A 25,634-nucleotide genomic window follows, 5' to 3' on the forward strand; every position below is an offset into this window, starting at 1 on the left:
GGATCACCTTACAGCGCGGTTGGATTGACAGTGACTTCGACCTGGTTGAGCCCGAGCGTAAATACCTCAATATCAAAGGACTCCACCTCGCCATTCGGGCGAACAGGACCGGAACAATCGCCCCTCCAATAATGAATCGTATTGGTGTAACCGCTGGGAGCGTCGTCCTTTTCGAACTTGAAGGCATAGCTGTTCTTGTCGGTCGGCACGCCGATGGACCGCATGATCACCTGCCCGGCGTCGTTATAATTGCTAGCGCACTCAATGGTTGGATCGCCTGCGTTGGTAACGCCCTTGGCTTTTTGCGTAACGACCGTGCCGAGTTCGTTATACGACACTCGATTGGTGTTCGTGCCAGTTTCGCCGACTTTACCGACATTGCCGACTTCCACCCAAACAAGACCAGCGAACGCGGCCGCGTTCAGGTCGGAGTTTTGCGCAGTTGCGCATACATAGAATTTCGAACCTGCGAGGGTTTTTGCCATTTCACTTGTCCTTCGACTTGGAGGGTTTCTTGAATTTGCTGAACGGCAGAACCGTCAGGTTTTGATCCCGGCACATCTGTTCGATGAGGGGATATGAACCGTTCAGAAAAACGGTATCGGTGTCAGCGTCGTGCGCTGGAAAAGCGAAGGCGTTGAACTTGGGAACGCCGCCCGTATCGCCAACCGGCGTGGATGTGTAGATCGCAGCTTTCATGCGCTCAGTCCTTTGTCGCTTGATAGGAGATCGTCACCGGCACCCGGATATAGCCATCATTCGGGAACGGCTGGCCGATCACCGGACGGGTTGAAACCTTGACGCTATGACCAGCGCCGAAGAACCGCGAAGCCTTGTCGAATGCGTCGGCAACAGCCCCGGCGACCTCAAGAGGCTTGATCGCGCCGCCTGCAGTTGGGTACATCACGGCAACCTGCAAGATCCCCTGATGTGTGTCGTTGCCGCTGACTGGCTGGTATGCCGAGCCGTTGGGCAGGATAGAGACATCAAGATATACTGATGTCGCATTGGCTGGTGTGAAGTCGATGCCAGGATAGGCAATCCCGTAGGTTGCCGAGAACGCGGTTCCGACCGCTGCAATCATCGTGTCGGCGGCAAGGGCTTCAATCGGGTTCGTCATCGTGATATTGACCCCTTATGCAAAAGCCCAAACTGCTGTCAGACAACGATGCTCATGACCGCTTGATAGATGCCGTGGACGGACTGCCCGATCCCGAGCATTGCGAAACCGCGCATGGACGGACCGCCATCGCGACAGCCAAGGCCGCGTTACTGGCGATCCAGATGGGCCTTCTGGCCGCTTCCGAGAAGCTGAAACCCTGATCAGGCCGAACGGGCCAGAATGGCGATCATGAACTTGTTGGTCGCGCCGGAACTGTTGGTAATGCGCAAGATATCGGCAGTCGTCGCCGCGACCGCTCCGATGCCGTCTGCATCGCCCGCCGCCATGAAGAACACGCCACCGGGCTTGATCGGGCCAATGGTGCTGGTCGCATCCAGGAAGCCGACGAAGCTTGCCGTCACGCTACCGTCAAGGGTCAGGTCTGTGGTGTTGGCCGTGCCGTCCAGTTGGATGTTTTTGATCATGATGGCAACCAGTTCGGCCGCCGCAAAGGATTCCCCGAGCGCGTTGGTCAGCGAACCGGCCAGATCGATATCGGAATTCGCCCCGGTGGCGACTTCGATTTCTGCCACATAGGACAAGTCGGCCTTGCCGGCCGTGGTGCCGTCCGAAAGGACTTGCAGATATTCAAGTGCGCCATTCCAATAGACGGATTGGCCAATGGCCCCTGCACCTGTCTCGGAGATTGCGACGGATGCTTTCAAAGTTGCTGCGGTCATTGTGGTGTCCTTTCGTTAGCCGATCCGGGCTTTGAGTTTTGCTGCATTGGTTCTGACGAAAGCGGGCCATTTTTGAGCCGCGCCGCGCAAGAAAAAGTCAGGGGCTTGGCCTCTTGCGCCGAACTCGCGATGCACCGCATAATTTGCCGTCCAGCCGCCTGTTATGGCGTCACCAAGCTTTGCTTGCGCAATGGTCAGGACGTAGCTTTCAGGCCCGGATAGGCTTGTTGACCCGTTCAAGCCGCTGACGTGGCTGTTCCTGAGAAAGCCGGTATCAACCCGCATTCGCCCGCCTTTAGCCGTTGGCGTCTGTGCATCAGCAAGCACATCTTGTGCGGATTGTTTAAACACCGCTGTTGTTCGCTGCTCGGTCTGCGATACAAAGGCATCCACTTGAGCCGAGAAACCCGCCATAGGAGAACCCCATGCTAGAAGCAGCCGTTGCCGAATTGAATGCAGCCCAACTTGAAGATTACAAACGAGCCGCGGCCTATGTTGCGCTTGTCACAATTTGCGAACCAGAAGATGCCGAACGCCGCTTTGATCTGGCGTCCGAAGTCCTCAAATCAGCAGGCATTACGAAAATCACCGTTCCCGATATTCAGGCTGTGATTGAAGGCAGTTCCGGTGCGCCGAAGGATATGGCTTGTGCGTTGATGGACGCCAGTGACGTGAACCGCTGATCAGGTGACGCCTGCGAAATAATCGACCGATATGCTCTTGTAGCACCGGCAATTGATCGTATCCGCGCCGCCCGCGCCCAATGACGTATCCCCCGGGTGCATCATCAATGCGCCTGTAACCGGGCTCTGGAATGGCTGGCCTTGTGGCTGCGTCTGTCCGTCCATTTCAGCGTGACTATCGCGCACCCGCCCATCGCCCGAGCTATCCCATGTTCCCGTCACAGCGTCCGCCGAGACTTCGCCGCTCTCAATAAGCTGGTTCATGCCCTCATCGCGGCCAGCGTTCAAACTTGCGATGGTTTCCGTTCTGGCTATACGCTCTCCCCTGACGCGCAAGAGCTTGTTTGAGTACCGAGACACCATCCGGTCTATCTGATCAGCCTTGCGGCCCTCGCCTGCCAATTCCAGCCGGTAGTTTTCGACTGCCAACGCTTCGCGGGACGTGAGCCCGACGATTCCGCCCGTTCTGCGCTTGGTCAGTTTGTCAACGCGGCCGACCAGGTCAAGAGCGGTGGTCTTTGGATTGACGCCCTCGACCAAGCGGCGGGTGATCACCTCGCGAATGGCGGTGCGCTGCCCTGCTGTGATTTCCACAATCAGATTGCTCGATCGACGTGACAACCAGGTCTCCGCGCGTGGATGGCGACCCTGAAACCTGATCACCAATTCCGTTCCGGTTGCCGGGTTTTTCTTCGGCAGCGATGACAGCGCATAATTGCCGCCCGCTGCATATGTTGCCCTCACCGCTTCATCAAGGACCGCGAAGTATTCCGGCCCGAGCTTGAGTGCAGCCAATGCGCCAGCCACGTCTCCGCGCTCCAGTGCAGTGATAAGCGCGTCCATGTCAGCGGTGCGCTTGATGTCGGCTATGGCCTGAAGGAATGCGGCCCGGATCTGTGGTCGCATCTTTGCGGCCTCGGCTTCGAACCGTCGGCGGGTATCGCGGGCCATTATCCGCGAGCCTGAATTTCATACATGACCGCCACGCCAGCCGGTTGCAGCGGGGTCACGTTGATGATTGCATATTCCTTGCCGTCGCCATCCTTGAACGTGTCGGCGGGTGTCGGCGTGATTGCCAGATCAGACGCAGCCACAAGGATTTTCAAATCCCCGCGCTGAATAAGCGTCCCGTCGATCTGGTCTGCCCGCCATTGGTCATAGACTACTGTGCAAGCGTATGGCGTCGGATTGTGGGCCGGTCCGGTCGGAGTGCCTGCGCGGATGATTGTCGCGGTCGTGCCCGCCTCGATAAGTCCCGCGGCAACATCGACAGCAACAGCGTTCCAGTCTTCAGCCATTACACCACCAATATTGCGGGCAGGAGCAACGATGTCCCGGTCAGCGGGGCAAGCAACCCCTCAATCTTGGTCGAGACCATCACGGCCGATTGAGCGCCCTTGCTCTCGCCAACAACGGTCCATTTGATCCCCTTGACCTCGGTCAACACCTTTTGCTGTGCCGGCGTGTAGGTGGTCGAGAGAATGCCAGGCTTCACGGCGTCGAGATAAGCCGCCTCATAGGACGCATGGACAACCCGCGTCGGGATTGCATTGGCAGCAATGGCGTTTCCATAGACATCTTCGGCGCCGGTGCGCGGCCATGCGCGATCCTGTTCAAGCCCACCGGTCGGAACGCCGGGAAACCGGTCGCCATAGAGCCCGTCGAGATAGACCGAGCCGCGTTGACGCAACACAGCCGGATCCAGCCCACCGGCAGGCAAGGAATAGCCGTTTGCTGTCAGCCACGCGGCAAAGGTTGTGTCGTCGCCATAGCCAGCCATTGGATCAGTCTGCCAGCTTGGCGTCGATAAGCTCTTTCAGCTTCTCGGTCGGAATGTTCTTGGCGTATTCCAGCCCCAGTTCGCCGGCCTGCTTTTTCAGGTCGTCGCGGTCAAGCGGTTCAGTGACTGGTTGATCTTCCGGTTCATCAGCGGGCCTGACAGCAACAAAGCCGAGCTTGATCGCACGTTCTGCCTGTTTCTCGGTCAGCGTGACCGTCCGCGTCTGGCCTGGCTTGAAGTGAACGGCCCCCTTGACGGTATGAAGGCCTTCAATCCGTTTATGCGGGTTCATCAGTTCGCCGGTTGCGTGTTCCATGGTCATTCTCCGTTACAAGTGGATATTGAAGGGGCCAAACAAGCCAGCCCCTCTATATCGACTTGGATCAAGGCGAAGGTGCAGACGTGATTTCGTCAGCGTAGGCAGCCGCGCCAGGCAGCCGCCACTCAGTACCACCGGTACGAGCGATGATACCGGTTTCAAAGCCCATGATGGACTTCTGCCGCGGCTGCAACACGCGGCGCGGCATCGGCAGATGGAAGCGGAGAACTTCCGGGTCTTTCCGATACGCCATCATGCGTCCGCCGCCGTCTTCCGAAGCCGTCGCAAGCTCACGGAGCGGCTGAATATCCAGCGGCTGGCCGGTTGTCGCGGTGTAGACGTTGCCGGACCTGATGAAGTCGATCAGTCGGAGCATGCCATCACCATCACCAAGGCGACGGGATGCCAGCAGACGGAACGCTTCGGGAGGAACGCGAAGGGTGTCAGCCCATTCAACCTCTTCCGTGTTTGTGCCGACACGGCTCAGAACCTCGTTGATGTCGATAACGATCTGGTCATTGGTTTTGTGCTTCCAGAGCGTCGAGTCGGTGCCGCCGTTTTGGTCACCGGTTGCAGCGACATCGGCACGACTGACAGAGCCACTGTTGACCAGACCGGTCCAGTTCTTCTCGGTCGTGCCTGCCATGGCAATCGAGTTCAGCAGGCGCTCCACCTTGTCAGTGGCGGACATAGCCTTGGTGTCGTTCAGGTTGATGCCGTAAAGCGAGGCCTGATTGATCTCTTCAAGGTTCCATTCCCAACCCGAACCGATCATCGCGAAGTCATGCGATGCCTGATCACGATTGACCTGGTTGAACGGCATATCAGTGCCGGCGCCGGACAGGAACTTGGCTTCACCAGCCGCATCGACGGTGAAGAACGTGGTGCCGATCGCCCATTCGTTGCCCTCGGTCACGATGGGGACGTGAGCCCCATAGTTGAACGTCGGGTAACGGCGCTGGTAGATCTTGGTTTCGATATTGCGGCCCTGTCCGATCACGAACGGGAGCGCAGCCTGTGCATCAGCAAATGGCTGTTTCATTGCATTGATCCTTTCGTGATCATCGGTTCTTCAGCGAGACTTCGACGATATCGCCGTTGCCGCCCGAAGTGTCGAACACCGCATCAGGAATGCGAATGTGCGTGGTGGTGCTGGTGTATCGACCGGTGGCCGGGTTCCAGTAGACATCGCCGCCATCAACCACAGACGCACCGGCAGTCACGTACATCTGACCTTCGGTCATGAACGCGCCAGTGAAATACTGCGGATAGGCGTCGGGGTTGGACGTGTCGGGCGGGACCGCCGGATTGAGCACAGCCAGGCCAAGAAACGCGGCGTTGGCGGTGTAGGTCACGTCGATATAGAACGTGTCACCGGTGGTCATGGTGCCGGCATTGGAGATAGTGAAGGTCGTAATGCCTGGGATCGTGGTGCATGCCGTCGCAACCACGCCATGGCCGACAAGAATGCCATCAGGGTCATAGACGGCAAATGGCGCGGTTGCGGACGTGGCAAGCAAGACCGCCTGATAGCGGCCAGCTTTTGCGCCCGCCGTGATGGACGGTTCGTCGGTGATTTCACCCGTGCCAGTGTTGCCAGCGGCTTCCGAACCTGCGCCGGTCGCCGTGAACGTGTCACCAACCACAACACCGTGATCGCCAGTGCCGCGATATGCGGGCTGCCCGAACGCGATACCAGCCGAGCTTTCAACGGTACGGCTGACCTTGTTGCATTTTTCCTCATTGGCAATCTGGCCCGGAAGGCCTTTTGCCGGAGAGGTCGAGTAGGTTGTCTGATAGGTCGCCATCTCTGCGCCTCCCTCAGTTCGTCACGGCAGGACGGTGAGCCGACTGCATGTCAGCGACCATCTTGGCGTAAGCATCGGTCACGGTGGCGTTATCGCCATCGTTGGTCTTGACGCCGGCCAGAAGTGCATCACGCACCGGGTCGGTGCCCTTGGCGGAATCTTCTGCAAGGATATCGAACCGGGCATCGATGTAGGCCGGGGTTTTGTCCTTGACCGCATCATCACCGAGCTTGGCGGCAACAACCGCCTTGCGGATATCAGCATCGGACAGACCAGCGGTCTTCACGTCCTTTGCGATAACGCCGGCCACAGTGACCAGAGCGGCACGGTCCTGAACACGCTTGTCCAGATCGGCATCAGACAGCACCTTGGCCTTTTCGGCATCAATGGCAGCATCCTTCTTGGCCAGTTCGGCATCCTTGGCCGCGATGGCGTCCTTGTGGGCCTTTTCAGCATCGGCAAGCTGGGCCTCGACGGCCCTCTTGTCGTTCTGAAGCTTTTCGATGGCCTGGGCGCCCTGATCGGTGGTGCTCACCGACAGACCGTCCACAACCACAGTTCGCAGATTATCAGCCATTGGGGCTTTCCTTTCGTCTGCAATTGGGGTGGAGATCGGGGCAGCGCCCCAGTGCAACGAACCGGCATCATCGCCAATTCGAAGTTCGGACCCGCCGCGCGCCGCATGGACAATCGCAACGTGGTTCATTTTGAAATCCGACATGATGACGTCAAACGCCTCGCCGGTCGGCGTCACGCCGTCTGCCAGGGTGATATCGGCGCTGTAGCCCATGGACAGCTCGCGCTTGCCACCTTCAACAGCCTCGATTGCCTTGGCATCGCGCAACATCATCGGGACGCGGACAAATTCACCGTCGCGCAGCACATCATCACCAACCTCGCCAACGGCCAGGTCTTTCCATGTATCAGCACTCACGCCGCCCTTGGGATGATTGACCGTGATAGGCACACCGGCATAGCTGGCGATGGCGTCTTTCTTGAACACCTCGCTTGCCGGACGGTAGACACGAACCAGATCCTTGTCGGTTATGCCGACTTCCGAGCCGAGATAGGTCTGCACATTGCCGCCACGGGCAACGCGGGCAGAGACAACGCCATAACCATCCGCCGTTCGACGGATTGCGCCGTCAAGCGTGAGCTTGTCTGTGAATTGCATGGTGATCAGTCCTGTCTCAACTCTTCGAAGATTTCCGGCCCCAGCACGATCTTGCCGCGATACGGTTCAATGCTCTCCACATCAGTGGCGGCCTTGGTCAGCGAGATATGCGGCTGGTAATCCGGGAAGCCATGCGAGGCCCCGGCACGGATGATTTCCTGATGACGCCATGACATACGCGACGATGCGAACATCAGCACAGCGCCCATGTTGCCCAGCGGTTCAACTGCGCGCGGCCCGCCTCGGCAATGACCAGTTCATCCTTGCCGTTGGGTTCTCCCCATTCGCTGTCATTGCCCGCCTTGATCCAATCAATCGGCGTCGGCGAGTAGACAATCGTCACATGCAGATCATCGACCAGATCGGCAATGCCCTGCGACTTCGCCCATGCAGCGATCTCATCCACGTTCACAACGTCACGGCGGACATAGAGCGTGCGCGGCGCCGCGTCTTCGGCTACCTGGCGCGGCGGGATTGGATCAATTTCTTCTTCCGGCGCCGGCGGCAGGTCGGATATCTTGCCGAATTCCTCAATGGCCGCTTCCAGCCCTGGCATCGTTCCATCTTCAATCAGCATGTTGGTGAATGCTTCCGACAGTGTCTCAATCGGCATCAGCGGATCATTGGTGCCGTTACCCGCAATGGCGCGCGCGGCATCGGTCTTGGTCTTGAATACGTCGGCCTTTTCCTTCTCGGACAGACCCCAGAGCGGCGACCATGTGTAGTGGATTTCCTCGGGCCGATTGCCAAGCGCGGACCGGATCACAACCTCATCGAGCCGGTGAAGGTTTGGTGCCAGTTCCGTTTTCTGCCGGGCAGAAATGTTGTCGTAATAGTTCCGGATATCGCTTTCACCGGTTGCGTTCATGCCCGATGGTGACTGACCCAGGAGCCTCGTTACCGGGATATCAGCCGCGCCGGCCGCGATCTGGAGGAACTGTTGCGTGATCTCCGGAAGCTGGGCGAAGTTGATGGTCTTCTGTTCCCACTTCTCGCCAGCGTCTTTTCCGTCGCCCTCGAGCAGCACCATGTTGAACATGGACTTGATCGAATTGGCATAGGTAAAGCGATCGGTCAGTTGCCTCGTCGTGGTGGGGTTCTGCAGAAACTTCGACAGGCCCGGAATGTAGATCACGTCCGTCTTGGCTTCCGGGATCAGCGCGGCAACGTGCTGATGCACCGATGTCGCGCTTTGAACCGCGTCATAGACAATCTGCAGGATGCTATCGCCCCAGCCGTCATCGTTGAACGTGTCGTCAAGGATGTCGGCGCCAATGAACCGGATCATGCGCGACGGGTGAACCGTAACCGTGTTCCCGATCTTCGAATTCACCGTGTAGCTGATCGGCTCGCCGTAAAATTCACTGGTGACATCGCGGTTGATCTCGCCAACCGTCACTTCATTGCGATTGAGCACATGCAGGTAAAGCAGATCACCCTTCCTGATCCGGTCCATATCAAGCGGATTTTCCGGAGTGCCGTCTTTCATCCCCATATAAATCGCTGCACCGCGCAACAGGCGGGCCCGGCGCATTGCGGCATTGACCTTTGCCCGGACATTGATCAGCGGATCGGCTTCAATCTTTTCCAGCAATTCGATCTGGTCGTTTTCGGCTTGCCAGTCCCGCCATTCGCGGGTCATGTCATTCGGGATGATGTCAACGATCTTGCGCGCCAGCCAGTCGGACCGGTGCATGGCGTTCAGTTCGGCATCCGTGACATACCGAAGGGCGTAGGCCATATCGGTGGTCTTGTCTTTCGATGTGCCGAGCCCGGTAACGAGGCTTTTCAGAGTGTCGAGAATTTGCATTATGCGACCACTCCAAGCATGCCGTATTTGTAGCCGATATTCACGTTGTCAGCGGCAATCACCGCATCAGCCAAGTTGTGCGACTTGACGCCAAGGTCTTTTTTCAGCTTCGCCTTTGGAACAACCCGCTTCTTGCCTTCGCTCTCGACCCACCAGGGAACGCAAAGCTCAGTGAACAGCGCATCGAGCTTTTCAGCGCCGATATCAGCGGAGAATGACAGAACGTCCTCGGGCTTGATCGATTGACCGCGTGTGACCGCGTTGAACGTCAGCATGGCCTTGCGAGCCGTATTCGCCCACGCCTGCGATTTGAGGTTCAGATATTCGTCTTTGTTCTTCGGGCTGTTGCCGTTGTCTGTGTCCGAAGGGCTGTCCGGATCCATGACCGCACCGCCTGCGTGGAAGGCGTAATGCTCGACACTGACATTGCCGACAGCGTTCTGCTCATCGATATAGCCGCCGACGAAAGCACCCACGCCAATCGTATCGTAGGACACCAGCGCATTAATGTTCTTCGCCTTGGCCCAAACCTTCTTGGCGTTCTGAACCAGTTCATCCTTGCCAGACGACCAGTCTTCCGCGTCTGTGAATATCCCTGCCACCTTGTCAGCCGTGGCGCATTTGTCTTCGCCGTCATCTGCCGGGTCAAAGCCGATCACGTTCCGGCCTGTCAGCGTGACATTGAGAACCTTGTGAGCATCCACGCATGCGTCGAGCCAACGGCGCTTGAAGATGGAGAGCTCGCTATCGCCGAGAGGAATGCCGCCGTAGATGTGTTCAAACATCTCCGGGTCGCGATCCTTCATCGCCGCGATGTCGCGCAAGGCCTTTTGCGATAGAAACGGGTTTTCGGTGTAGTCGATCTTTCTTACAATGCAGTGCGGCGGCGTGTTGACGACGAAGTTCTTCCAGACGTAATCCGTCACCAGCTTGGGATTGAACAGCAGGATTGCCAGACTGTCTTCTTTGCGGATCGTCGGCCCGATAACCACCCACTGGTCTTCTGTGAGCTTTTCGGCTTCCTCAACCCAAAGGATATCGACATCAGACGTGCCCTTGATATCCTCAAGATTGCGCTCGATGCCGTAGAATATGAACTCCGAACCGCTGGCCCGGTGGATGATCGTGGTCTTTTGGATCTCGTATTGATCGTTAAGCCCGAGGTGATTGATTGCCCATTTCAGTTCGGTGTAGACCGATTCCTGAATGCGGTTCTGAAAGCGCCTGATGCAGAGTACCCGCATCTTGGCGTGGACGTGATCAACGAGGCGGATTAGCTGGCAAGCAGTGTCGCGCGTTTTGGAGCTCGACCGGCCACCGTGCAGGACGGCTGTGTCGTTCTCACCCAGGAATACCTTTTCCCAGAAGCTGAACAATGCAGGATTGGTAAGATGGGCGCACACATTCACTCTTCGCCCTCTTGTCGCAGCACCTCGCGCCACGTCCTGGTTTCCGTCTGGATAGGACCGCCACCCGCGCCGGTGTGCTCATGCTTCTCAACGAACATGCCCAGGTGCTTCGCGACGTTTTCCAGCGCCTTCAGCTGGTCGTGCATCTTGATTTCGAAGCCGTCGCGGGTGACCTTGACGCCGGCATACAGCATCCTTGCCCTGTCGCTCAGCTTGCGAGTGTCCAAGGCGTGAGGATCGATATGACCCTCGCCATAGCAGCGCGGACAATCAGGATGGGGTCCGGCCGTTGCGTCGAAGCCGAAGCCGCCATCAGCATCAGGCAGCTGCTTAGCCTCAACTGCCTCGGCGGCCATCAGCGCGCTGGCAAACTCCTCGGGGTCCCGCCATTGGTAGGAATGATCATCGCCATGGCAATAGCGACAGCAAATGCGCCGAAGCTGAATGATGTCGTTCGGATCTGCGGTGGCGATATTCCATAGGCGCTCAAGCACCATATCGGCTGTGACCTCGACCCGCCCGGACCTTTCGTCCTTGGCCTTTGAGATCGCTTCGGCAATCCTAGTTTTCCCTAGCAACTCCGGACCAATCTTGTCGGCGTTGCGCTTGCTGTATCCGGCCCTGATTGCGGCCTGAGTGGCGTTAAGGTCGACAAGGTATTCCTTGACGAACAACGCCTGTTTCGGTGTTAGCGCCATGACTGACACCTCGCGAGTTTAATCCGGCTTCCCAAGATTGGCCCGGGCATTATGACGAACGCCAACGCAAACGGGCATGTGATCCATAATCATGGGCTATCCCTCGCACCGGTTGGCGAAGGTCAGGAGCTTGCGTTGGTTGGAAGGAATTGCAGTAGCACCGGAACTCAAAGAGCCCGGCGCTTGCAGGTGGTGAGACCTGCCATGCTGGCGGGGAAAAGCCCTCTTCGCCAAATCACCTATTTCGCGAAAACTACGCCGCTTCCTCAACATCGTCAACAGCGAATTCAAATTTGCCAAGCCGGTCGGCAATTGCCTTGACGGTATTTCGATTTGTGACGGATTGGATTGTGACCGATATAACGCTGTCCGTCGGCTTGTGCCGCAACACGTGTCGTGATCCCTCGATGAACCGGCGCCGTGACCGTGCCTTTGGCGGATCGACGTAATCGCAGAACGCCTGCCATTCGATCATGCGCAGATCGTGAATGTCACGCCCCCAAACACGAACTGGCGCGTTGTCCAAATCACGGATCACGCCGAAAATGCCCATGGACTTCGCCGCGCTACCATCAAAGTGATGCCAGTCATCGACATATCTGACAAAAGCATATCCTTGAATAATTGGTTGCCGGCGCGTCACCATGACGTTTCGCTTTCGACGATGCGGCGTTTCGGTGATTGCCATGGGTATGAAATAATCAATCCCGAGTGTGTCGAGTGCAACCTCGATATTGGTTTTCTGATTGATGTCTGGAACGATGAACTGGTGAGCCCCGCCCTTCGGCCCTGCAAATACGATGCGGCGGTTTGAAACGCGGGTAGCCTGTCCGGAAATACGGACCGCGTACCAATTATGATCGATGTTGTTCAAAATGCCCGGTCTCCATTTCGAGAAACCGGAAGGCCGTGCCAGGCTGATTTCAGGATCAGTTATTCGGTCGAGTTGGTCAAGGGGATGATCATCGAATTCTCTCATAGCTAGTTGTCGGCTTCCCGCGTGCGGGTTTCGACTTGATGATCTTCAATTCGCCCTTCCCTGCCAGATCGGCGATGATCGAATGCAGCTGCGCAGTCGAGACGATCGACTGTGTTGCCCTGACAATGACCGAATGATCGACGGCGCCATTGCCCGTCAGCAGCGAGGCGATCTTGTGGACGGCTCGCACTCGCCTGTCGTGATCGATCTCGACTGGATCCGCATCGGCTCGCGACCTGATCTCGATTGTATCGGCGACACGCTGCAATTCACCTGGCGCACCGACGATCATTCCGGCAAAGCTGGCGAGCAATTGCTCCAGCTTCTCGATGCGGGTTTCCAGAGCCTCAATTCTTGAATTTTCCATAACTGTCACCGTCACCTCTATTATATCCAAAACGCCATTTTTCAAGACTTACCATAATTTACATATTCGGAAATTACCAGAACTCTCAGATTTCCCCTTGGTTGGATTATTTTATGTTTTTAGTGACAGTTATTATATATATATGATTTTATTATGTTTTTCGCTATCAAAACCGTCAACGATAATGTCATAATGTCACTGACGGTTTTGGCATAACCGTCAACTGACCAATGACGGTTATGGTGACACATATTCAAAGCGCAAAGCCGGGTCATTTTCCGACCTGATATCGGATAGTTGACCTGCCCTTCGGGTTGGTTATTTCCTGCCTTTCAAGCTGACCGCCGTCGCACATAGACTGCAATATATCCTTGAGGTCGCGAGGCTTTATGGCGTTCTGCAATGACCTGACCAGATCCCGATTTGAAGCTGTTCCGCCCCTCGCCTTGATGCAGCGCATGATCTTCTGCGCGTTGGCCTGGTTCTCGTTGTCGGCCATCCACTCGGCAGCGCCAGCGGCCATGAACTCGGCGGATTGACGGGCAACCATTATCCCATATTCCAGATCGGACGATTGAAGCTTGATGCCTTCCATCCGGCCGATCGCGACGATCGTGGCGATGCGTAAAGCCATCTCCACGGTTCTGGCATAGAATGCCCCGCTTTCCGGATCCTTGTCGATCAGGGCCTCGATCTCGGCCGAGAACGCCATGTAGCGATCATGCGCACCATCAGCGGACCATTCAAGCGCCTTGACTGCGCCCTGGGCCGCCGGATCCACATAGGGATCGTTTCGCCATGTCGTGGCCATCTCGCCGGATGCGAAGTAAATACGGCGCAGAGCCTCGCGGATATGGTCAGGAACAACAGACGCTTTTCCCTTCGGCTCTTTCTCCCGTGCCGTTGAGCGGCCATTGACCAGCAGGAACCGGTTCAGTGTCCCGTCCTCGAGTGATGCGCCTTCCATGCTCGAATAAAACTGCTCCGGCGTCGATGCGCCATAGAGCGTGATGGATGGCGCGTGGATCGTCTCGCTGGCCTTCTGCGCCCATTCCGGCGTCATGTAGGGCGCGAAGCTCGAGCTCCACATGGTCCGGATCACCTTGGATATGGCGCCCTCAAATCCTGACGCCCGCTTTGAATTGATCCGCTTCATGAACCCGCCGAATTCATCCATGGCGCAAATCGAGAGCGGCTTACGGACAAGGAAGTTGACCACGGCAGGCATGGATATGAATTCGCTCGGCCCCAGGTGAACTGAAAGATTGGCAGCGGCCATGATCCTGCCGATTGACTGCAGCGGATGATCCTTCCCCTTGCCTGTTGGAGCCAGTCCGAGAATGTAGAGATGTGTCCCGCTCATGGTCGGTCCGGCGAATTGACGGCCGGCGACGGTTCCGACGATTGCCAGTGCGGCACCTATTGCAAGTTCCGGCTGTGGACGCCGCGCCGTGTCGACGATCCATTTTGCTATGTCGCCGACCAGCCCGGGCGGATAATCGATCGCCGTGACCTGATCGCCGGTAGCGTAGGGCGAGACAATCTCCCCCGTCTCCGCATCAGCCAATGTCCCGTCAATGTTCTCGATCAGCCGCCGCGCCGCTTCCGCCGCTTCAACCGGATCATAATCATGTTCATGGCCGCGGTGCTTGATGGCAATGGCAGACAGATCGGCGCCATTCTCGCGAGCCAGCGCAGCCAAGGTGGCGAGATTTACGCCTTGCCCCTTGAACGATTTCCACTTGGCCGAAAGTTCCTTCGTGCCCTTGTATTTCGAGCCCCGCGCGGACCAGTCATCGGCAACAGCCAATCCCGTAGATGATCCACCGGTGGCGGCATGGACGGCCATGAGCGCGGCAAGCCAGTCCTGATAGCCGGAGTCCGGGCTGATATAGCCAAGCAGTTCCGCGATCTCGTCAATCTCGGCTCGGTCGTGGGAACCGGTGTTGATCTTCTCGCGCACCGGCTCAAGCGGCGTGGTGATCAGCTTGTGTAGCCAGTCTGGGATGACAGGTACATTGTCCAGGTCACCCCAGAGCTCATAGACCCTTCCATCCGCCATGACCGTGCCGGGTGCCACCACATACCCGCCATGGCCGCGGATGTTGATCCCCTTGTCCTTTAGCAGACCTTCCGAGTTGCCAAGCGTCTCACCGGCTCGCTGCCTGAAATAATGATGATTGCCGGCTGATGGTGTTGCGACCAATGGCGCGCTGTCCGGATCAAAGCCGTGATCACCCATAAGCTGGCCGAACGCCTCGACACCATCCTTGTCTGGGTCGTGCCGGTCCGCGTCAACAACAATCAGGCCGGATTTGGCCAGGTCGAGCCCAATGGCGGCATCCGGCCATTTCTGCCACCACTGCGCAATCTGCCGTTCATTGGTCGTGCTGGCCTCGCGCCACTTGATAAATGGCTTCGGCGCCTTTGCCTTCTCGCCGCCAGAATGGCAGGGAAAGATCGAGAACCCGGCCGCGGCAAGTGCAAGCGCTGTCTCGCGGTTGGAGACGGTGGTGTCTGACATCACAGCGTCACCTTCCCGCTCATGTCGTTGGCGAGCGCGGTCCGGTATCCGCCAATGATGCGGCGGCGGAATTCCGACCATTCATCAATTGTCAATTGCGCAAAGTCGGTCTTGCCGATGGTTTCGAGAAGTTCGATCCCGGCATCTCCACCCTTTGCGGCTGCCCGGCTCTCGATCCGGGTGAACTGGTCTTGTTTCATCACGTAAACTGCCTTCGCGGCCTGAATGCATTTCGGATCGTCGCAGACCCATAAAATCTTGCTGGCGTTCTTTGGCGCGTAGCCGTGGCCCAACGCGGCGCGGGCGCATACGCCACAGACGGCCGGGTTGAACTGGTCAATCACTGATCTTTCCCAATGCGGGCCATGAACGCCTCGAACTCCTCATCGATCAGCCGTTCCTTGCGCCATCTGGCGAGATATGATTTTCGCTTTGACCAGAATTCATGATCGTCGGATCGGGACTGGTAATAGCGCCTAATCACTTGCGCCCTGTTTCTGGCCTTGACCATCGCCCAGTGGGCATCATTCTTGGCCTTTTGTGTCTCACGCTCTTTCCGTCGGACCACTTCCGCATGCCGCTCTTCCGGCGTCATGGCAGCGTACTTCCGCTTCATGCGCTCACGGTTTTTTACTCGCTCGGCCTCTCGCTGTTCGGGGGTCCAGTGATCTCGCTTAGCCATCGATACCAGCCCTTCCCCGCGCTGGGTTCCACGCGGGATTACCTGATCTGACCTGTGCCTTGGGTGTGTAGGAAATGACCTGCTCAAGCGTTGTGAACCGCCCGCCACAATTGCCGCAGGATCGCCGCCGTTTGATTGTCGCGTCGTTGAACCGACTGTCGATCACTCGCGAATTTCGCCGACCGCAACCGGGACACGGTATGCCTCTCGCATCGTCATCATCGGCCCTCATGGCTGCACCTCTTCGCATCGAGCTTGATCGCGCCGCTTCTGGTTGACCTTGTGAGTGACAATCTCGGTATGATCGGGATTTACGCACATACGGTTCCGGCAAAGGTGATCGAGCTGTTTTTTGCCGGGAATGAACCCATAGACGTGCGTCGCCGTTACGCGATGAACGGCGACAGTCTGACCTCCAAGCTTCATGCGCGGATAGCCTCCGCCACGCCCGGTACCGGAGTGCGTTCCATTCCAAAGCCAGCAGGGAGTTTCGAGCGGGCCGGGCTTGATTGTTACGTTATCTTTGATCCGTGACCATATTTCAGACCTGCGATCGCTCATGACTGCACCGAAATGCGGTGATGAAACTCGCAATAGGGCTTGCCTGGTTCCTGGACATCGCACCCGCAAAACCGGGCATTTGCGCCGGAACCCTCGGCCGGCCATTTGCACATGCCCCGCCCCAGATCCATCAGCGTGACCATCAGCATGTCGGGCCGCGCTATCGGCGGCTCACTGATCTTTGGCGGTTTTGGCTCGCTGTGTTTCCGCCGCGGCGCAAGTGCAGCCCTGATTGTGGACGTGCGGACAATGCGAGGCGCGCGCGGCTTTGCCGTTCGCATCTTCCGCTGCCCGTTGCCGCCCTGCCTTGGCAGAAGCGGGCAATCCTTGAATTCGTCCGGCTTGCGATGGTACAGGCTGATGATGCCATTGCGCACCGCGCCGGGGATCAGTGACGCGATTTGCGAGGATGAATATCCGGGTTCATAGACTTTTTTGATTGCCGCGACTTTCTCGGCAGGGTCCATTATTCTCCAGTCTTTGTGAATGGTCATAGCTGCATCCCGTTGTAGAGTGCCGGATTATCGACACGGCTTGAAATGTCGTATTCGGTCAATTTCGGCTTGCCGGTGATTGCCGCATAACGGGCAACGCCGGACAGAACAGTTGTGTGATTGCGTCCGAACCAATCGCCGATCTTTGGAAATGACAGACGCGGGTTTCCTTCCCTGATCCGGTACATCGCCGCCCATCGCGCCATGATTGCTTTTGACTGCCGTGACGGGCTGAACATGACGTGGATCGGCACGCCGTGCGCGTCGGATTCATCAGCAACGATCTTGCGGACGCGAGGTGGAAGTCCGCGCATGATTTCTTGTTCGAGCGCATTCATTCTGCGGCATCCCTGAATTCGGCCAGATGGCTCGCATTGGCCCGTGCAATCGCCTCCGCCAATGGCGGGCAAACGCTGTTTCCGGCGCGCCCCACCTGGTCGGATTTGGAGAAGCGGTTGCCCTCTCCATCCGTGTCGATCCGGTAATCTGGCGGAAATCCCTGCGCGTTGAACAGTTCACGCGGGGTCAGCATCCGCATGCCGATATCGACCATCACCAGCGTTGCCCTGTCGATCTCGATGGACACGAACTCGCGTTCATCCCACAGCCCGTGAGCACGCATGAAATCGGCCACCTGCCGGGCGCGTTCATGATGCTCCGGCCCGAAAGGCGGTGCCGCCAGCGCCGCGCGTGAGAAGCAGAAGCGATCCTTTGTCGTCACCGTGTGCAGCGGGTCGCCGGTCTCCTGTCCGTCTCCGGTGCCGTAATATTTGGTCAGCGCACCGGTCACCAGCGTGGCATGGCCGCCCCCGGCACACACCGTGCGCGCCGGGGCGTCCACCTCGCTGCCGCGTCGTGCGCTGCCCTTCATCGACAGCATGTGGGCGGCCACCACCTGTTGCTGGCTGCCTGCCTGGGTCACTGTCGACAGCGGCTCATGTGCCGCCCGTCCAATCACGCCATTGCCATTGTGCTGCGCCAGATAGGCCGCCACGGGCGCATGCTTGACGCCACCCGCCACCACGGTGCCCAGCGGAGCACCGGGATCGAGCGCACGCGGCTGCTGGCCTTCCCGCTCGCCATAACCCGTCTGCACCAGGCTCGCCGCCACACAGGCCAGCCCCGCGCCGCCGGCCGTCACCGTGTGCGAGGGCTGATCCATACCCTGAAACGGCTTGCCGGAATTGCGCATGGTCATCATGTGCGCGGCAATCACCGCGTTCACATCCTTGGCTGATGCCGTCACCGTGTGCAGCGGATCAGCCGGATCGCGCACCGATCCGCCTTGCTGCGAATAAGTCATCACCGGGGCAACCATTGCGTGGCGATTCTCAGTGACAACGGTTTGCAGCGGCGCGACGGGATCGGCGCTGCGGTCGATCCCTCCGTTGCCGTGGCCATAATATGCGGTCAGCGATGGCGCGATCAGGCAAGTATCCGCCTTGGCTGTTACCGTCGCCATCGGCTCGGCCCCGCCGCGTGGTCGGCTCTGGGCGGCACGCCCGCCACAGCCTGCCAGCACTGGCGCCACCACGGCCTTCTCGCCACGGTTGGCACAGGTTACCGTGCGCATCGGCTGGTCAGCATCCTCAAGCCGTGCGCCATGGGTCAGGTTGACCAGAAACGGGCGCGCCGCCTGCAGCACGTAGCGGTCAATGCCGCGCGCCACCCGGGCGCTGGTATTGGCTGCCAGCGGTCGCACTGATCGCAGCCCATACCGGGCCCAGATCTCGGCCTTGCTGTCGAAAATCGAGGGACAGGGCAACGCCCAGTCGATGATCTCCGCAGCCGTGCGCCACGGCAACAGCCTGCCCGCTTTCACCGCCTCGCTTTTCGGGTCGCCGTGTGTAGGTTCCGGCCAGGCGATCTTTTGACCGTCAAACCGGATCAGGATGAACACCCGCTTGCGGATGGTCGGCGCGCCATAGTCGCAGGCCCGAAGTTCCTTGATCTCGATCTTGCCGCCCAGCCGGCGCAGTTTCGTGCACCACGCCTTGAAGGTTTCGCCCTTGCGTTCCGGATCGGGCACCAGCCCCTTGTCGGTGGTCATCAGCGGCCCCCAGGTCTGGAATTCCTCGACGTTCTCGATCGCCACCACGTCGACCCGGCCACCTGATTTCTGGATACGCTCGATCCAGCCCGGAATGATCCACGCCAGATCGCGGATATTGCGCTGCACAGGCGCGCCGCCCTTGGCCTTGGAGAAGTGCTTGCAGTCGGGCGAAAACCACGCAAACCCGATGTGAGCGTGATTGAAATGGTCGAGCGGATCGACCTTGTAGACGTTCTGGCACAGATGTACGGTGTCAGGATGATTGACCGCATGCATGGCCACGGCCACAGGGTCATGGTTGATGGCAAAATCCGGAGAGCGCCCGAGCGCCATTTCGATCCCGGTAGAAGCACCGCCACCACCCGCAAAGCAGTCAATGATCAGAGTTTTCCTCATTCCGCAGCCTCCAGTTCTGCGCGCGCCGGAAACGAGCGGCCCACGATGTCAATGTGTTTGCGATTTTGCTTGTTCGGCCGAATGCTGATTGTCGTCGGCATGATCAGTTCATCGGTGCGCAACAGCGCTTCCTCGGTCGTCTTCGGGTATGGCGCCGATCCGCCATGCAGCGACCACCATTGGCAGGCTGCTTGTTTTCGGGTCATTCCGTGTTCAAACGCGACCCACTCCCGGTACTCGGAAATACCCGCAATGAAGGTGACGCGAACGCTGTCTGGCATTCCGAGCTTTTCATGCCGATGAAAGCGCCAATCGACCACAGGCACCTGTTGCGGACCGACCTTCTCGCCAGACAGGATGCCGACCGACTTCTCGGCTTCCGCTTCGTGTTTTGGCTTTTCCTCGCGCGGAAATTCATGACCACAGATTTTGCAGGTGATCGAGTTGATGGCGATCAGTTCCTGGCAGCCGGGGCATTCCTTGGCGCGGACGCTGTCAACGGACACCTTTCCGGTGTCGGCATCTGGGTTGAACGTCTTGCTCTCGGCGCCTACCGCATCGACCGGGCCATGGCGGCGAATGTTGCCGGCATAGTCGAGGACAAGGCAATTTTCTTTGCCGGGTGACAGGCGAGTGCCACGGCCGACGATCTGGACATACAAGCCTGTGGAAAGCGTTGGCCTCAACATCACGACCAGATCAACGCCTGGCGCATCAAAGCCGGTGGTCAGTACCTGGGCGTTGGTCAGGCACTTGATCTCACCAGCCTTGAACCGCCGCAAGATTGAATCTCGCTCACCTGACGGCGTGTCGCCGGTCACTGTCTCGCAGGATATGCCGCGGCCGCGCATGGCGTCTCGAACATTGAAGGCATGCTTGACGCCGGCACAGAATACCAACCACGACCGGCGCGACTTTCCAAACTCGCAGATCTCGGCCACGGCTTGAGCCGTGATCTTGTCAGATGCGTTTTCAAGTTGGGCTGGAACGAACTCCCCGCCCCGCTTCTGAACGTTGGAAACGTCGATCTCGGTCAACCCGGCCTTGGATACCAACGGCGACAAGAAACCGTCTTCAATACCCTCGGCAACGCCGTATTTATAGACTGTTTCGTCAAAGAGCCGCGCCGTGCCGCCGTCGAGCCTTCCGGTGTCCATCCGGTACGGCGTGGCGGAGAAGCCACAGACGCGGGCATGCGGCGATTTCGCTGCAATATCGTCAAGAAGCTGGCGATACATGCCCTCGCCCTTGGACGGGACCAAGTGAGCTTCGTCGATGTGGATCAAGTCGCGCTCACCAAGCAGATCTGCGCGGCGATAAACGGACTGGATAGATGCGAATGTAATCCGGTGATGCGCATCGCGGCGACCAAGGCCTGCAGAGTAAATGCCTGCAGGCGCATCGGGCCATACTTTAAGCAAGGCCATGAAATTCTGCTGGACCAGCTCTCTCACGTGAACAAGCATCAAGACCCGCATTGCCGGGTATTCTTCAAGCAGGGATCGCGTGAGTTCTGCGATCACCATACTCTTGCCCGTTCCGGTCGCCATCTCGACAAGTGGATTGCCACCGCCCTTTGACCAGTAGTCTTTGACGGCTGCGATTGCATCGGATTGGTATGGTCTGAGGGTGATCATCTCAACACCTTCCGTGCGGCCTTCTCGGCATCTTCAAGCGAGCCTTTCGCAGCGATGATTGTGATCATGGCAAGACGCGCCGCCGTCTTCTGTTCATCGGATGCGTCGGGATGATCGGCGAAAACGGCTTGCCACCGCTGGCGAGCCAATTCGACGGAGTAATCCGGATTTGCGGCAGCAGCCTTGAGCGCCTTGTTGCGCAACGTGTTCGGCTTCATCCCCACACCTCCCGCGCCACGTCACGCAGAGAACGGACAACGCGCAATTCCTGCTCGATGTGCCAGCGTTTTTTCCAGTAACCATCGCCGATCTGTTTTGCGTCAATGGCGGCGGCGATCATCTGGTTTTCGCGCGCCAATGCGGCTTCAAGCTTTGCGGTTCTGACGTTGATTGGATCGGTGATTTTCATGCCGCATCCCCCGAGAACGTGTCGAGAAGATCGCCGGCAGTCTGATTTTCTTCGGCTGACTGGAGATTGCGAACCGCGCGCTTGAAATAGGCGGGCTTCAATTCGGTTCCGAGAAACTTACGACCTTCGCGGACGGCGACGACACCCTCGGAACCGATGCCCATGAAAGGAGAATAGACCGTCTCGCCCGGGTTGGAATACTGCAGGACGATGCGCTGCGTCAGGTCCAGCGGCATCGGGCAAAGGTGCCGCTCCTCGTCGTTCTTGGCGCCCACGTTGAGCACGTTCGTCTCGTGGGTATCCATCCAGACCGGGGAAGCCCACTCCTGCCAGACATCGAGCGGAAATTGCGAGGGCGGATGAACGACGGCCGGCGTGTTTTCCATGGCTTCGTTCCACTTGCGGAACACTGCGATATATTCAGGCATGCCGCCGCCAGTGCGCGCCGCATCGGTCCGGAAATTCTTATAAAGTAGCCGGTCCGACTTGGTTTTTTGCATCTCCTTGACCGGGCAGCGCCAGATCGTGATCAGTCGGTGAAAGGTCCATCCTTCCTCGACGTGAACGCGGATGCATTCTCCGGTGAAGTGGTAAAGTCCGCGATCACCCTTCTCGGAACTGTTGGAGTAGAAGACCAGATCCTTGACGTGGATCGCGGTCAGCCGGCCGGGCTTCGTGATGCGCAGCTTTTCGCGGATCAGATGCCGATAGGTGGCGAAGAACTCGTCATGGGAATCGACGTTGCCCATATCCCGCTCACTCTCGGAATAAATATAAAGTGACGAAAACGGAGGTGAGTAAACGGACAGGTCGATTGAATTGGTCGGCATGCCAGCCGTGAATTCCACGGTGTCGGCGTTGTAGGCATTCCATGACGTGCCAGCGGATTGGTCGAGAACATTGGTCATGCGCTGATCCACGCCGGTAGCGTGGCCTCCTGTTTCGGTTCATAGGTTTGAAGAACTCGGGAATTGGCGGCCGCTTCGCGCATCGCAATCTGCATCTCGTGCTTCATCGCGAGGTGGTCACCGGACTTGCGGTCAATGACGCGCTTGATCGCCGCCTCGGTGTCGGCCATGGCGATATGAACCTCGACTTCGCGCTTTTGCCCGAAGCGCCAGCATCGCCGGATCGCCTGGTAATAGTTCTCGTATGAGAAGCTGAGACCAGCGAAGGCCATACGAGCGCAGCCTTGGAGATTCAGCCCGTACCCTGCAATCGATGGTTTTGTGATCAGGACGCGGAGGCTCCCTTGGGCGAATGCATCGAGCCGTGACTCCTTCAAGGAAAGTTGCATTGATCCGCGCACTTCCTCGGCGCCGGGAATGCGCTCGGCGACAGCATCGGCGTCGTAATCGGTATCGCACCAGATCAGCCATTGCTCTTCCGGATCGCTGTCGACACACTCGGCAACAAGATCGGCCCGATCCTGGCAGGTCAGGCGCTTTTCGGCGTGGATCGCGGTGGCAGAGGTGTCGGGCATGCGGAATAGTCGCTGTTGCCCGGCAAGCTTGCCCTTGGACTCCTCGCCAGCGTTTATCGTCCGGTCGGCCTTGACGGTGTGCTCATAGGTCCGGATTTTCGGAAGAACATAGCCGTCATCGGGAAAGCCAAGATCGGACGGCAGCGAGACGCACCGAGACCACGACGCGACCCATCGCCAGAACGCTTTGACGGCCGGTTTCTTGAGCCGGTATTTGCCCGCGTTCTGTTGATCAGCGATGAACCACCGGGACATCATTTCTGGCGCGTCCATGATGCCGAGAAATGCTGAGTGCTGACCAAGCTCGGTATGGTCGTTCGGTGCCGGCGTGGCGGTGCAGCAAAGCCGATAGGGTGTCTGCGAAAACAGACTGATCAGCTTGCGCGTGGTGACACCGGCGAAGCTCTTGAGGATCGAGCTCTCATCAAGGATCACGCCGCCGAACTGATTGACTAGAAAGTTGTCGATCCGCTCATAGTTGGTGATGTAGATCCTGGCCGGGCCTTCGATCTCGTCGGCGGTGCGAATGTATTTGGCATCGATGCCGAAGCGCCGGGCCTCGCGTTCATGTTGCGGGCCGACTGCCAGCGGGGCGAGCATGATGACAGGCTTGTTCGTCTTCTCGACGACCACCCTGCCCCACTCCAAGGCCGAGAACGACTTGCCGAGGCCGGTATCGAGAAACATGGCTGCACACCCGGCATGAAGGGCGAACTCGGTCACGGCGCGTTGATGCGGAAACAAATCGGGGTGCAGGTCGGGGATCTGATCAAAGCCGCGCGGGGTGAAGGCCACAGCCTTGCGGGCAATCAGATCGGCATATTCGGGCAAAATGCCCGTATTTGCGGACAGGACATGGCTTGTCATGATGCGCTCCAATCCGCGCTTTCAAGCGCTTCCAAAGGTTGAGGTGATGATGTTTGCCTATCGCCGCCATCGACCCACTCTCGGCCATCGGGCAGGCGATAGGTGACGGTCTCGGCGCGTTCGTCAGCGTCGATCTGTTCCGCTGGCACAAGCTCGGGCAAATAGAGGTGGTTAGGACAGCCCGCCAATTGGTCTTCGGTGGTCAGTTCCTGATTGTGACGGACGCAAAACCACTCGCCATTCTGGACGCAGCCGGAATGCAAGCATGTCCGACAATTGCGCGGCGGGAACTCGCTGCCATGGCAGATGGAATGCGCCGCGCAGTTCCGGCACTCGTAATGATCCGGCTTGTCGGCGATCCGGACCGGGGCGCGCTGCACGAATTTGATCCGCTCGAGCCGGGCCGCGATGGCCATGGCGTGGGCCGCGTCGTACTTGATCCGCTCGGCATGGACAGATCCGTCATTGCGGTCGCAACAAACATAGATCGCCCGGGTGAGGCCAAGCAGATGCATGGCGAATTGCGCCTTGGTCAGATGATCCGGCTTTGCCTCGGCAAGTCCGACTTTGACCACGCGGCGATAAGCTTGTGTGTTGAGCGCGGCCGTGACAACCAGGTGTTTTGTTTTTGGCGCTTCTTTGACGCCGGTCGCAATGCCATCGATGGGCGAGAAGAAATGTCCGTCCAGCGCATGAACGGCGTGGTAATTGCCGGTTGCGAGATCGACCGTCTCGACGCTCACGCCGGTATCGGTCAGCCATTTGATCAGCAGCGGCTTGACGGCCATGGCGATATCGCCAGCGCGGTTCCATCGAGCGGGACGGCACTGATCTCGATTGGCCCACCGGAAGCCGTACCAGATAGACCGCTCGCACGGCTTGCCGATGTCCGCGAGCGACATGCGGACCGGGCGCGCCTTGGGCCGGTCAACCGCCTCGATTGCATCGACGGTCGGATTGAGGGGTGCGGGGAACGCGGTCATGATGCAAGCGCCAATGGCCTGCGGACGCGCTCAATAGCCTCGCGCCTGAAACGCTGGGGTTTTCCGGCCTCATACCAGAATGCCACACGAGGCGGCTCATGGTAGCAGGCAATCACCAGCGGGTCGGCATAGGCGAATTTGCGCTCGGCCTTGCGCAACGTCGCGCCGCTATCCATGGCTGTATCAACAATCAGCAGTCTGCCAAGGTGCGTCGGCACTTTTGCGCCATACGGGATGAAAGGAATGTGCAACAGGTGACTGGCGTAAACAGCGGCCACCGCACCCGATCTGCCCGGTCCTGTGACACTTCCAATGGTCAAGTCCTCACAGTCAGCGGAAAGGACGTGAGCTATCCGTGCGTGAAACTCTTGCTCGGAAACGATCCGCATCATGCCACCTCCCCACGCCGCATGACATGCGCAGTGGTCGTGATCAGCGAGCGCGCACGGGCACGATTGAAGGCATGAAAGCCCTCGACTTCACCGGCTGCCGTCAGGTCGACGGGAGCACAAAGCGAGGTCTCGCGAGGATTGTTGAAGTTGGGGTTTGGCTGATTTGAGCGCCATTCCAGCGAACTGGTCTTGAAAGACAAAGCTTCCTTGTTCATTGTCGCGGTCCTTTCGCGGTCAATGTGAAAATCGTTGATTGTGATCGGGTGCCGGGCGGGTGCGGTTTA

Annotated in this window: 36 protein-coding genes; 2 read left to right on the forward strand and 34 right to left on the reverse strand. The window is 58.4% G+C overall.

The window, feature by feature from the left end; genetic code table 11:
- Window positions 1–8: 8 nt before the first annotated feature.
- From OEG84_RS25075 to OEG84_RS25085, 3 genes are read right to left on the reverse strand one after another with little or no spacing between them, the layout of a single operon-like run.
- The gene (locus tag OEG84_RS25075; RefSeq protein ID WP_267656618.1) at window positions 9–485 is read right to left on the reverse strand and encodes a hypothetical protein; all 477 of its coding nucleotides are present in this window, start codon (window positions 483–485) and stop codon (window positions 9–11) included.
- 1 nt (window position 486) lies between these two features.
- Complete coding sequence (locus OEG84_RS25080; RefSeq protein WP_267656619.1) at window positions 487–699, reverse strand: hypothetical protein; 213 nt, start codon at window positions 697–699, stop codon at window positions 487–489.
- A gap of 4 nt (window positions 700–703) precedes the next feature.
- Window positions 704–1,120, reverse strand: coding sequence for a phage tail terminator-like protein (locus OEG84_RS25085; RefSeq protein WP_267656621.1), 417 nt, complete (start codon window positions 1,118–1,120; stop codon window positions 704–706).
- Window positions 1,121–1,137: 17 nt separating this feature from the next.
- On the opposite strand from OEG84_RS25085, the gene OEG84_RS25090 reads away from it, so the two are divergent.
- Window positions 1,138–1,323 carry a hypothetical protein gene (locus tag OEG84_RS25090; RefSeq protein ID WP_267656622.1) on the forward strand — a complete coding sequence of 62 codons (186 nt, stop codon included), beginning with the start codon at window positions 1,138–1,140 and terminating at the stop codon, window positions 1,321–1,323.
- On the opposite strand, the gene OEG84_RS25095 is transcribed toward OEG84_RS25090, so the two are convergent.
- Window positions 1,324–1,842 carry a hypothetical protein gene (locus OEG84_RS25095; RefSeq protein ID WP_267656623.1) on the reverse strand — a complete coding sequence of 173 codons (519 nt, stop codon included), beginning with the start codon at window positions 1,840–1,842 and terminating at the stop codon, window positions 1,324–1,326.
- Window positions 1,843–1,857: 15 nt separating this feature from the next.
- On the reverse strand, window positions 1,858–2,256 hold the full coding sequence (locus OEG84_RS25100; RefSeq protein ID WP_267656624.1) for an HK97 gp10 family phage protein: 399 nt from the start codon (window positions 2,254–2,256) through the stop codon (window positions 1,858–1,860).
- A gap of 11 nt (window positions 2,257–2,267) precedes the next feature.
- Between OEG84_RS25100 and OEG84_RS25105 the strand changes: the two genes are divergently transcribed.
- Window positions 2,268–2,525: a hypothetical protein gene (locus OEG84_RS25105; protein WP_267656625.1), complete on the forward strand. Its 258-nt coding sequence runs from the start codon at window positions 2,268–2,270 to the stop codon at window positions 2,523–2,525.
- Here OEG84_RS25105 and OEG84_RS25110 read toward each other — a convergent pair whose 3' ends face one another.
- The 29 genes from OEG84_RS25110 to OEG84_RS25245 all read right to left on the reverse strand — a co-directional run bounded on the left by OEG84_RS25110 (window position 2,526) and on the right by OEG84_RS25245 (window position 25,565).
- Window positions 2,526–3,476 carry a phage minor head protein gene (locus tag OEG84_RS25110; RefSeq protein ID WP_267656626.1) on the reverse strand — a complete coding sequence of 317 codons (951 nt, stop codon included), beginning with the start codon at window positions 3,474–3,476 and terminating at the stop codon, window positions 2,526–2,528.
- Window positions 3,476–3,823, reverse strand: a complete 348-nt coding sequence (locus OEG84_RS25115; RefSeq protein WP_267656628.1) for a hypothetical protein — start codon at window positions 3,821–3,823, stop codon at window positions 3,476–3,478. The genes OEG84_RS25110 and OEG84_RS25115 overlap by 1 nt, the downstream gene beginning before the upstream one ends.
- A complete protein-coding gene (locus OEG84_RS25120; protein ID WP_267656629.1) occupies window positions 3,823–4,305 on the reverse strand; it encodes a DnaT-like ssDNA-binding protein in 483 nt (160 codons plus the stop codon). Before OEG84_RS25120 ends, OEG84_RS25115 begins: the two co-directional genes overlap by 1 nt.
- 4 nt (window positions 4,306–4,309) lie before the next feature.
- Window positions 4,310–4,621, reverse strand: a complete 312-nt coding sequence (locus tag OEG84_RS25125; protein WP_267656630.1) for a hypothetical protein — start codon at window positions 4,619–4,621, stop codon at window positions 4,310–4,312.
- A gap of 67 nt (window positions 4,622–4,688) precedes the next feature.
- Window positions 4,689–5,666: a DUF2184 domain-containing protein gene (locus OEG84_RS25130; RefSeq protein WP_267656632.1), complete on the reverse strand. Its 978-nt coding sequence runs from the start codon at window positions 5,664–5,666 to the stop codon at window positions 4,689–4,691.
- A gap of 19 nt (window positions 5,667–5,685) precedes the next feature.
- Window positions 5,686–6,432 carry a structural cement protein Gp24 gene (locus OEG84_RS25135; protein ID WP_267656633.1) on the reverse strand — a complete coding sequence of 249 codons (747 nt, stop codon included), beginning with the start codon at window positions 6,430–6,432 and terminating at the stop codon, window positions 5,686–5,688.
- A 13-nt stretch (window positions 6,433–6,445) separates the two neighbouring features.
- Entirely contained in the window at window positions 6,446–7,606 is a 1,161-nt protein-coding gene (locus OEG84_RS25140; protein ID WP_267656634.1) for a DUF2213 domain-containing protein, read from the reverse strand.
- Window positions 7,607–7,611: 5 nt separating this feature from the next.
- Window positions 7,612–7,815, reverse strand: a complete 204-nt coding sequence (locus OEG84_RS25145) for a hypothetical protein (protein WP_267656635.1) — start codon at window positions 7,813–7,815, stop codon at window positions 7,612–7,614.
- Window positions 7,800–9,416, reverse strand: a complete 1,617-nt coding sequence (locus tag OEG84_RS25150; protein ID WP_267656636.1) for a DUF1073 domain-containing protein — start codon at window positions 9,414–9,416, stop codon at window positions 7,800–7,802. The genes OEG84_RS25145 and OEG84_RS25150 overlap by 16 nt, the downstream gene beginning before the upstream one ends.
- Window positions 9,416–10,819 (reverse strand): PBSX family phage terminase large subunit, encoded by a 1,404-nt coding sequence (locus OEG84_RS25155; RefSeq protein WP_267656637.1) that lies wholly within the window; start codon window positions 10,817–10,819, stop codon window positions 9,416–9,418. Before OEG84_RS25155 ends, OEG84_RS25150 begins: the two co-directional genes overlap by 1 nt.
- Window positions 10,820–10,821: 2 nt before the next feature.
- Window positions 10,822–11,499, reverse strand: a complete 678-nt coding sequence (locus OEG84_RS25160) for a terminase small subunit (protein ID WP_425602941.1) — start codon at window positions 11,497–11,499, stop codon at window positions 10,822–10,824.
- Window positions 11,500–11,776: 277 nt separating this feature from the next.
- Window positions 11,777–12,397 carry a transcription termination/antitermination NusG family protein gene (locus OEG84_RS25165; protein WP_267656640.1) on the reverse strand — a complete coding sequence of 207 codons (621 nt, stop codon included), beginning with the start codon at window positions 12,395–12,397 and terminating at the stop codon, window positions 11,777–11,779.
- Between the two features lie 88 nt (window positions 12,398–12,485).
- On the reverse strand, window positions 12,486–12,869 hold the full coding sequence (locus OEG84_RS25170; protein WP_267656641.1) for a hypothetical protein: 384 nt from the start codon (window positions 12,867–12,869) through the stop codon (window positions 12,486–12,488).
- A gap of 271 nt (window positions 12,870–13,140) precedes the next feature.
- A complete protein-coding gene (locus OEG84_RS25175) occupies window positions 13,141–15,393 on the reverse strand; it encodes a bifunctional DNA primase/polymerase (protein ID WP_267656643.1) in 2,253 nt (750 codons plus the stop codon).
- On the reverse strand, window positions 15,393–15,737 hold the full coding sequence (locus tag OEG84_RS25180) for a hypothetical protein (RefSeq protein ID WP_267656644.1): 345 nt from the start codon (window positions 15,735–15,737) through the stop codon (window positions 15,393–15,395). Before OEG84_RS25180 ends, OEG84_RS25175 begins: the two co-directional genes overlap by 1 nt.
- Window positions 15,734–16,075, reverse strand: a complete 342-nt coding sequence (locus OEG84_RS25185; protein WP_267656646.1) for a hypothetical protein — start codon at window positions 16,073–16,075, stop codon at window positions 15,734–15,736. The genes OEG84_RS25180 and OEG84_RS25185 overlap by 4 nt, the downstream gene beginning before the upstream one ends.
- Complete coding sequence (locus OEG84_RS25575; RefSeq protein WP_425602942.1) at window positions 16,068–16,325, reverse strand: NrdR family transcriptional regulator; 258 nt, start codon at window positions 16,323–16,325, stop codon at window positions 16,068–16,070. Before OEG84_RS25575 ends, OEG84_RS25185 begins: the two co-directional genes overlap by 8 nt.
- Entirely contained in the window at window positions 16,304–16,636 is a 333-nt protein-coding gene (locus OEG84_RS25190) for an HNH endonuclease signature motif containing protein (RefSeq protein WP_267656647.1), read from the reverse strand. Before OEG84_RS25190 ends, OEG84_RS25575 begins: the two co-directional genes overlap by 22 nt.
- Window positions 16,633–17,130, reverse strand: a complete 498-nt coding sequence (locus tag OEG84_RS25195) for a GcrA family cell cycle regulator (RefSeq protein ID WP_267656649.1) — start codon at window positions 17,128–17,130, stop codon at window positions 16,633–16,635. The genes OEG84_RS25190 and OEG84_RS25195 overlap by 4 nt, the downstream gene beginning before the upstream one ends.
- Window positions 17,127–17,468, reverse strand: coding sequence for a helix-turn-helix domain-containing protein (locus OEG84_RS25200; RefSeq protein WP_267656650.1), 342 nt, complete (start codon window positions 17,466–17,468; stop codon window positions 17,127–17,129). Before OEG84_RS25200 ends, OEG84_RS25195 begins: the two co-directional genes overlap by 4 nt.
- Complete coding sequence (locus tag OEG84_RS25205; RefSeq protein WP_267656651.1) at window positions 17,465–19,579, reverse strand: DNA cytosine methyltransferase; 2,115 nt, start codon at window positions 19,577–19,579, stop codon at window positions 17,465–17,467. Before OEG84_RS25205 ends, OEG84_RS25200 begins: the two co-directional genes overlap by 4 nt.
- A complete protein-coding gene (locus OEG84_RS25210) occupies window positions 19,576–21,216 on the reverse strand; it encodes a DEAD/DEAH box helicase (RefSeq protein ID WP_267656652.1) in 1,641 nt (546 codons plus the stop codon). The genes OEG84_RS25205 and OEG84_RS25210 overlap by 4 nt, the downstream gene beginning before the upstream one ends.
- Window positions 21,213–21,434 carry a hypothetical protein gene (locus tag OEG84_RS25215; RefSeq protein WP_267656653.1) on the reverse strand — a complete coding sequence of 74 codons (222 nt, stop codon included), beginning with the start codon at window positions 21,432–21,434 and terminating at the stop codon, window positions 21,213–21,215. The genes OEG84_RS25210 and OEG84_RS25215 overlap by 4 nt, the downstream gene beginning before the upstream one ends.
- Window positions 21,431–21,625 carry a hypothetical protein gene (locus OEG84_RS25220; RefSeq protein ID WP_267656654.1) on the reverse strand — a complete coding sequence of 65 codons (195 nt, stop codon included), beginning with the start codon at window positions 21,623–21,625 and terminating at the stop codon, window positions 21,431–21,433. Before OEG84_RS25220 ends, OEG84_RS25215 begins: the two co-directional genes overlap by 4 nt.
- Window positions 21,622–22,533, reverse strand: coding sequence for a DNA-methyltransferase (locus tag OEG84_RS25225; protein ID WP_267656655.1), 912 nt, complete (start codon window positions 22,531–22,533; stop codon window positions 21,622–21,624). The genes OEG84_RS25220 and OEG84_RS25225 overlap by 4 nt, the downstream gene beginning before the upstream one ends.
- On the reverse strand, window positions 22,530–23,975 hold the full coding sequence (locus OEG84_RS25230; protein ID WP_267656662.1) for a helicase-related protein: 1,446 nt from the start codon (window positions 23,973–23,975) through the stop codon (window positions 22,530–22,532). The genes OEG84_RS25225 and OEG84_RS25230 overlap by 4 nt, the downstream gene beginning before the upstream one ends.
- Entirely contained in the window at window positions 23,972–24,958 is a 987-nt protein-coding gene (locus OEG84_RS25235) for a hypothetical protein (protein ID WP_267656664.1), read from the reverse strand. The genes OEG84_RS25230 and OEG84_RS25235 overlap by 4 nt, the downstream gene beginning before the upstream one ends.
- Window positions 24,955–25,350 carry a hypothetical protein gene (locus OEG84_RS25240; protein WP_267656028.1) on the reverse strand — a complete coding sequence of 132 codons (396 nt, stop codon included), beginning with the start codon at window positions 25,348–25,350 and terminating at the stop codon, window positions 24,955–24,957. Before OEG84_RS25240 ends, OEG84_RS25235 begins: the two co-directional genes overlap by 4 nt.
- Complete coding sequence (locus OEG84_RS25245) at window positions 25,347–25,565, reverse strand: hypothetical protein (RefSeq protein WP_267656027.1); 219 nt, start codon at window positions 25,563–25,565, stop codon at window positions 25,347–25,349. Before OEG84_RS25245 ends, OEG84_RS25240 begins: the two co-directional genes overlap by 4 nt.
- Between the last annotated feature and the right edge of the window lie 69 nt (window positions 25,566–25,634).

Source organism: Hoeflea algicola, from assembly GCF_026619415.1.
GTDB classification, from domain to species: Bacteria; Pseudomonadota; Alphaproteobacteria; order Rhizobiales; family Rhizobiaceae; genus Hoeflea; species Hoeflea algicola.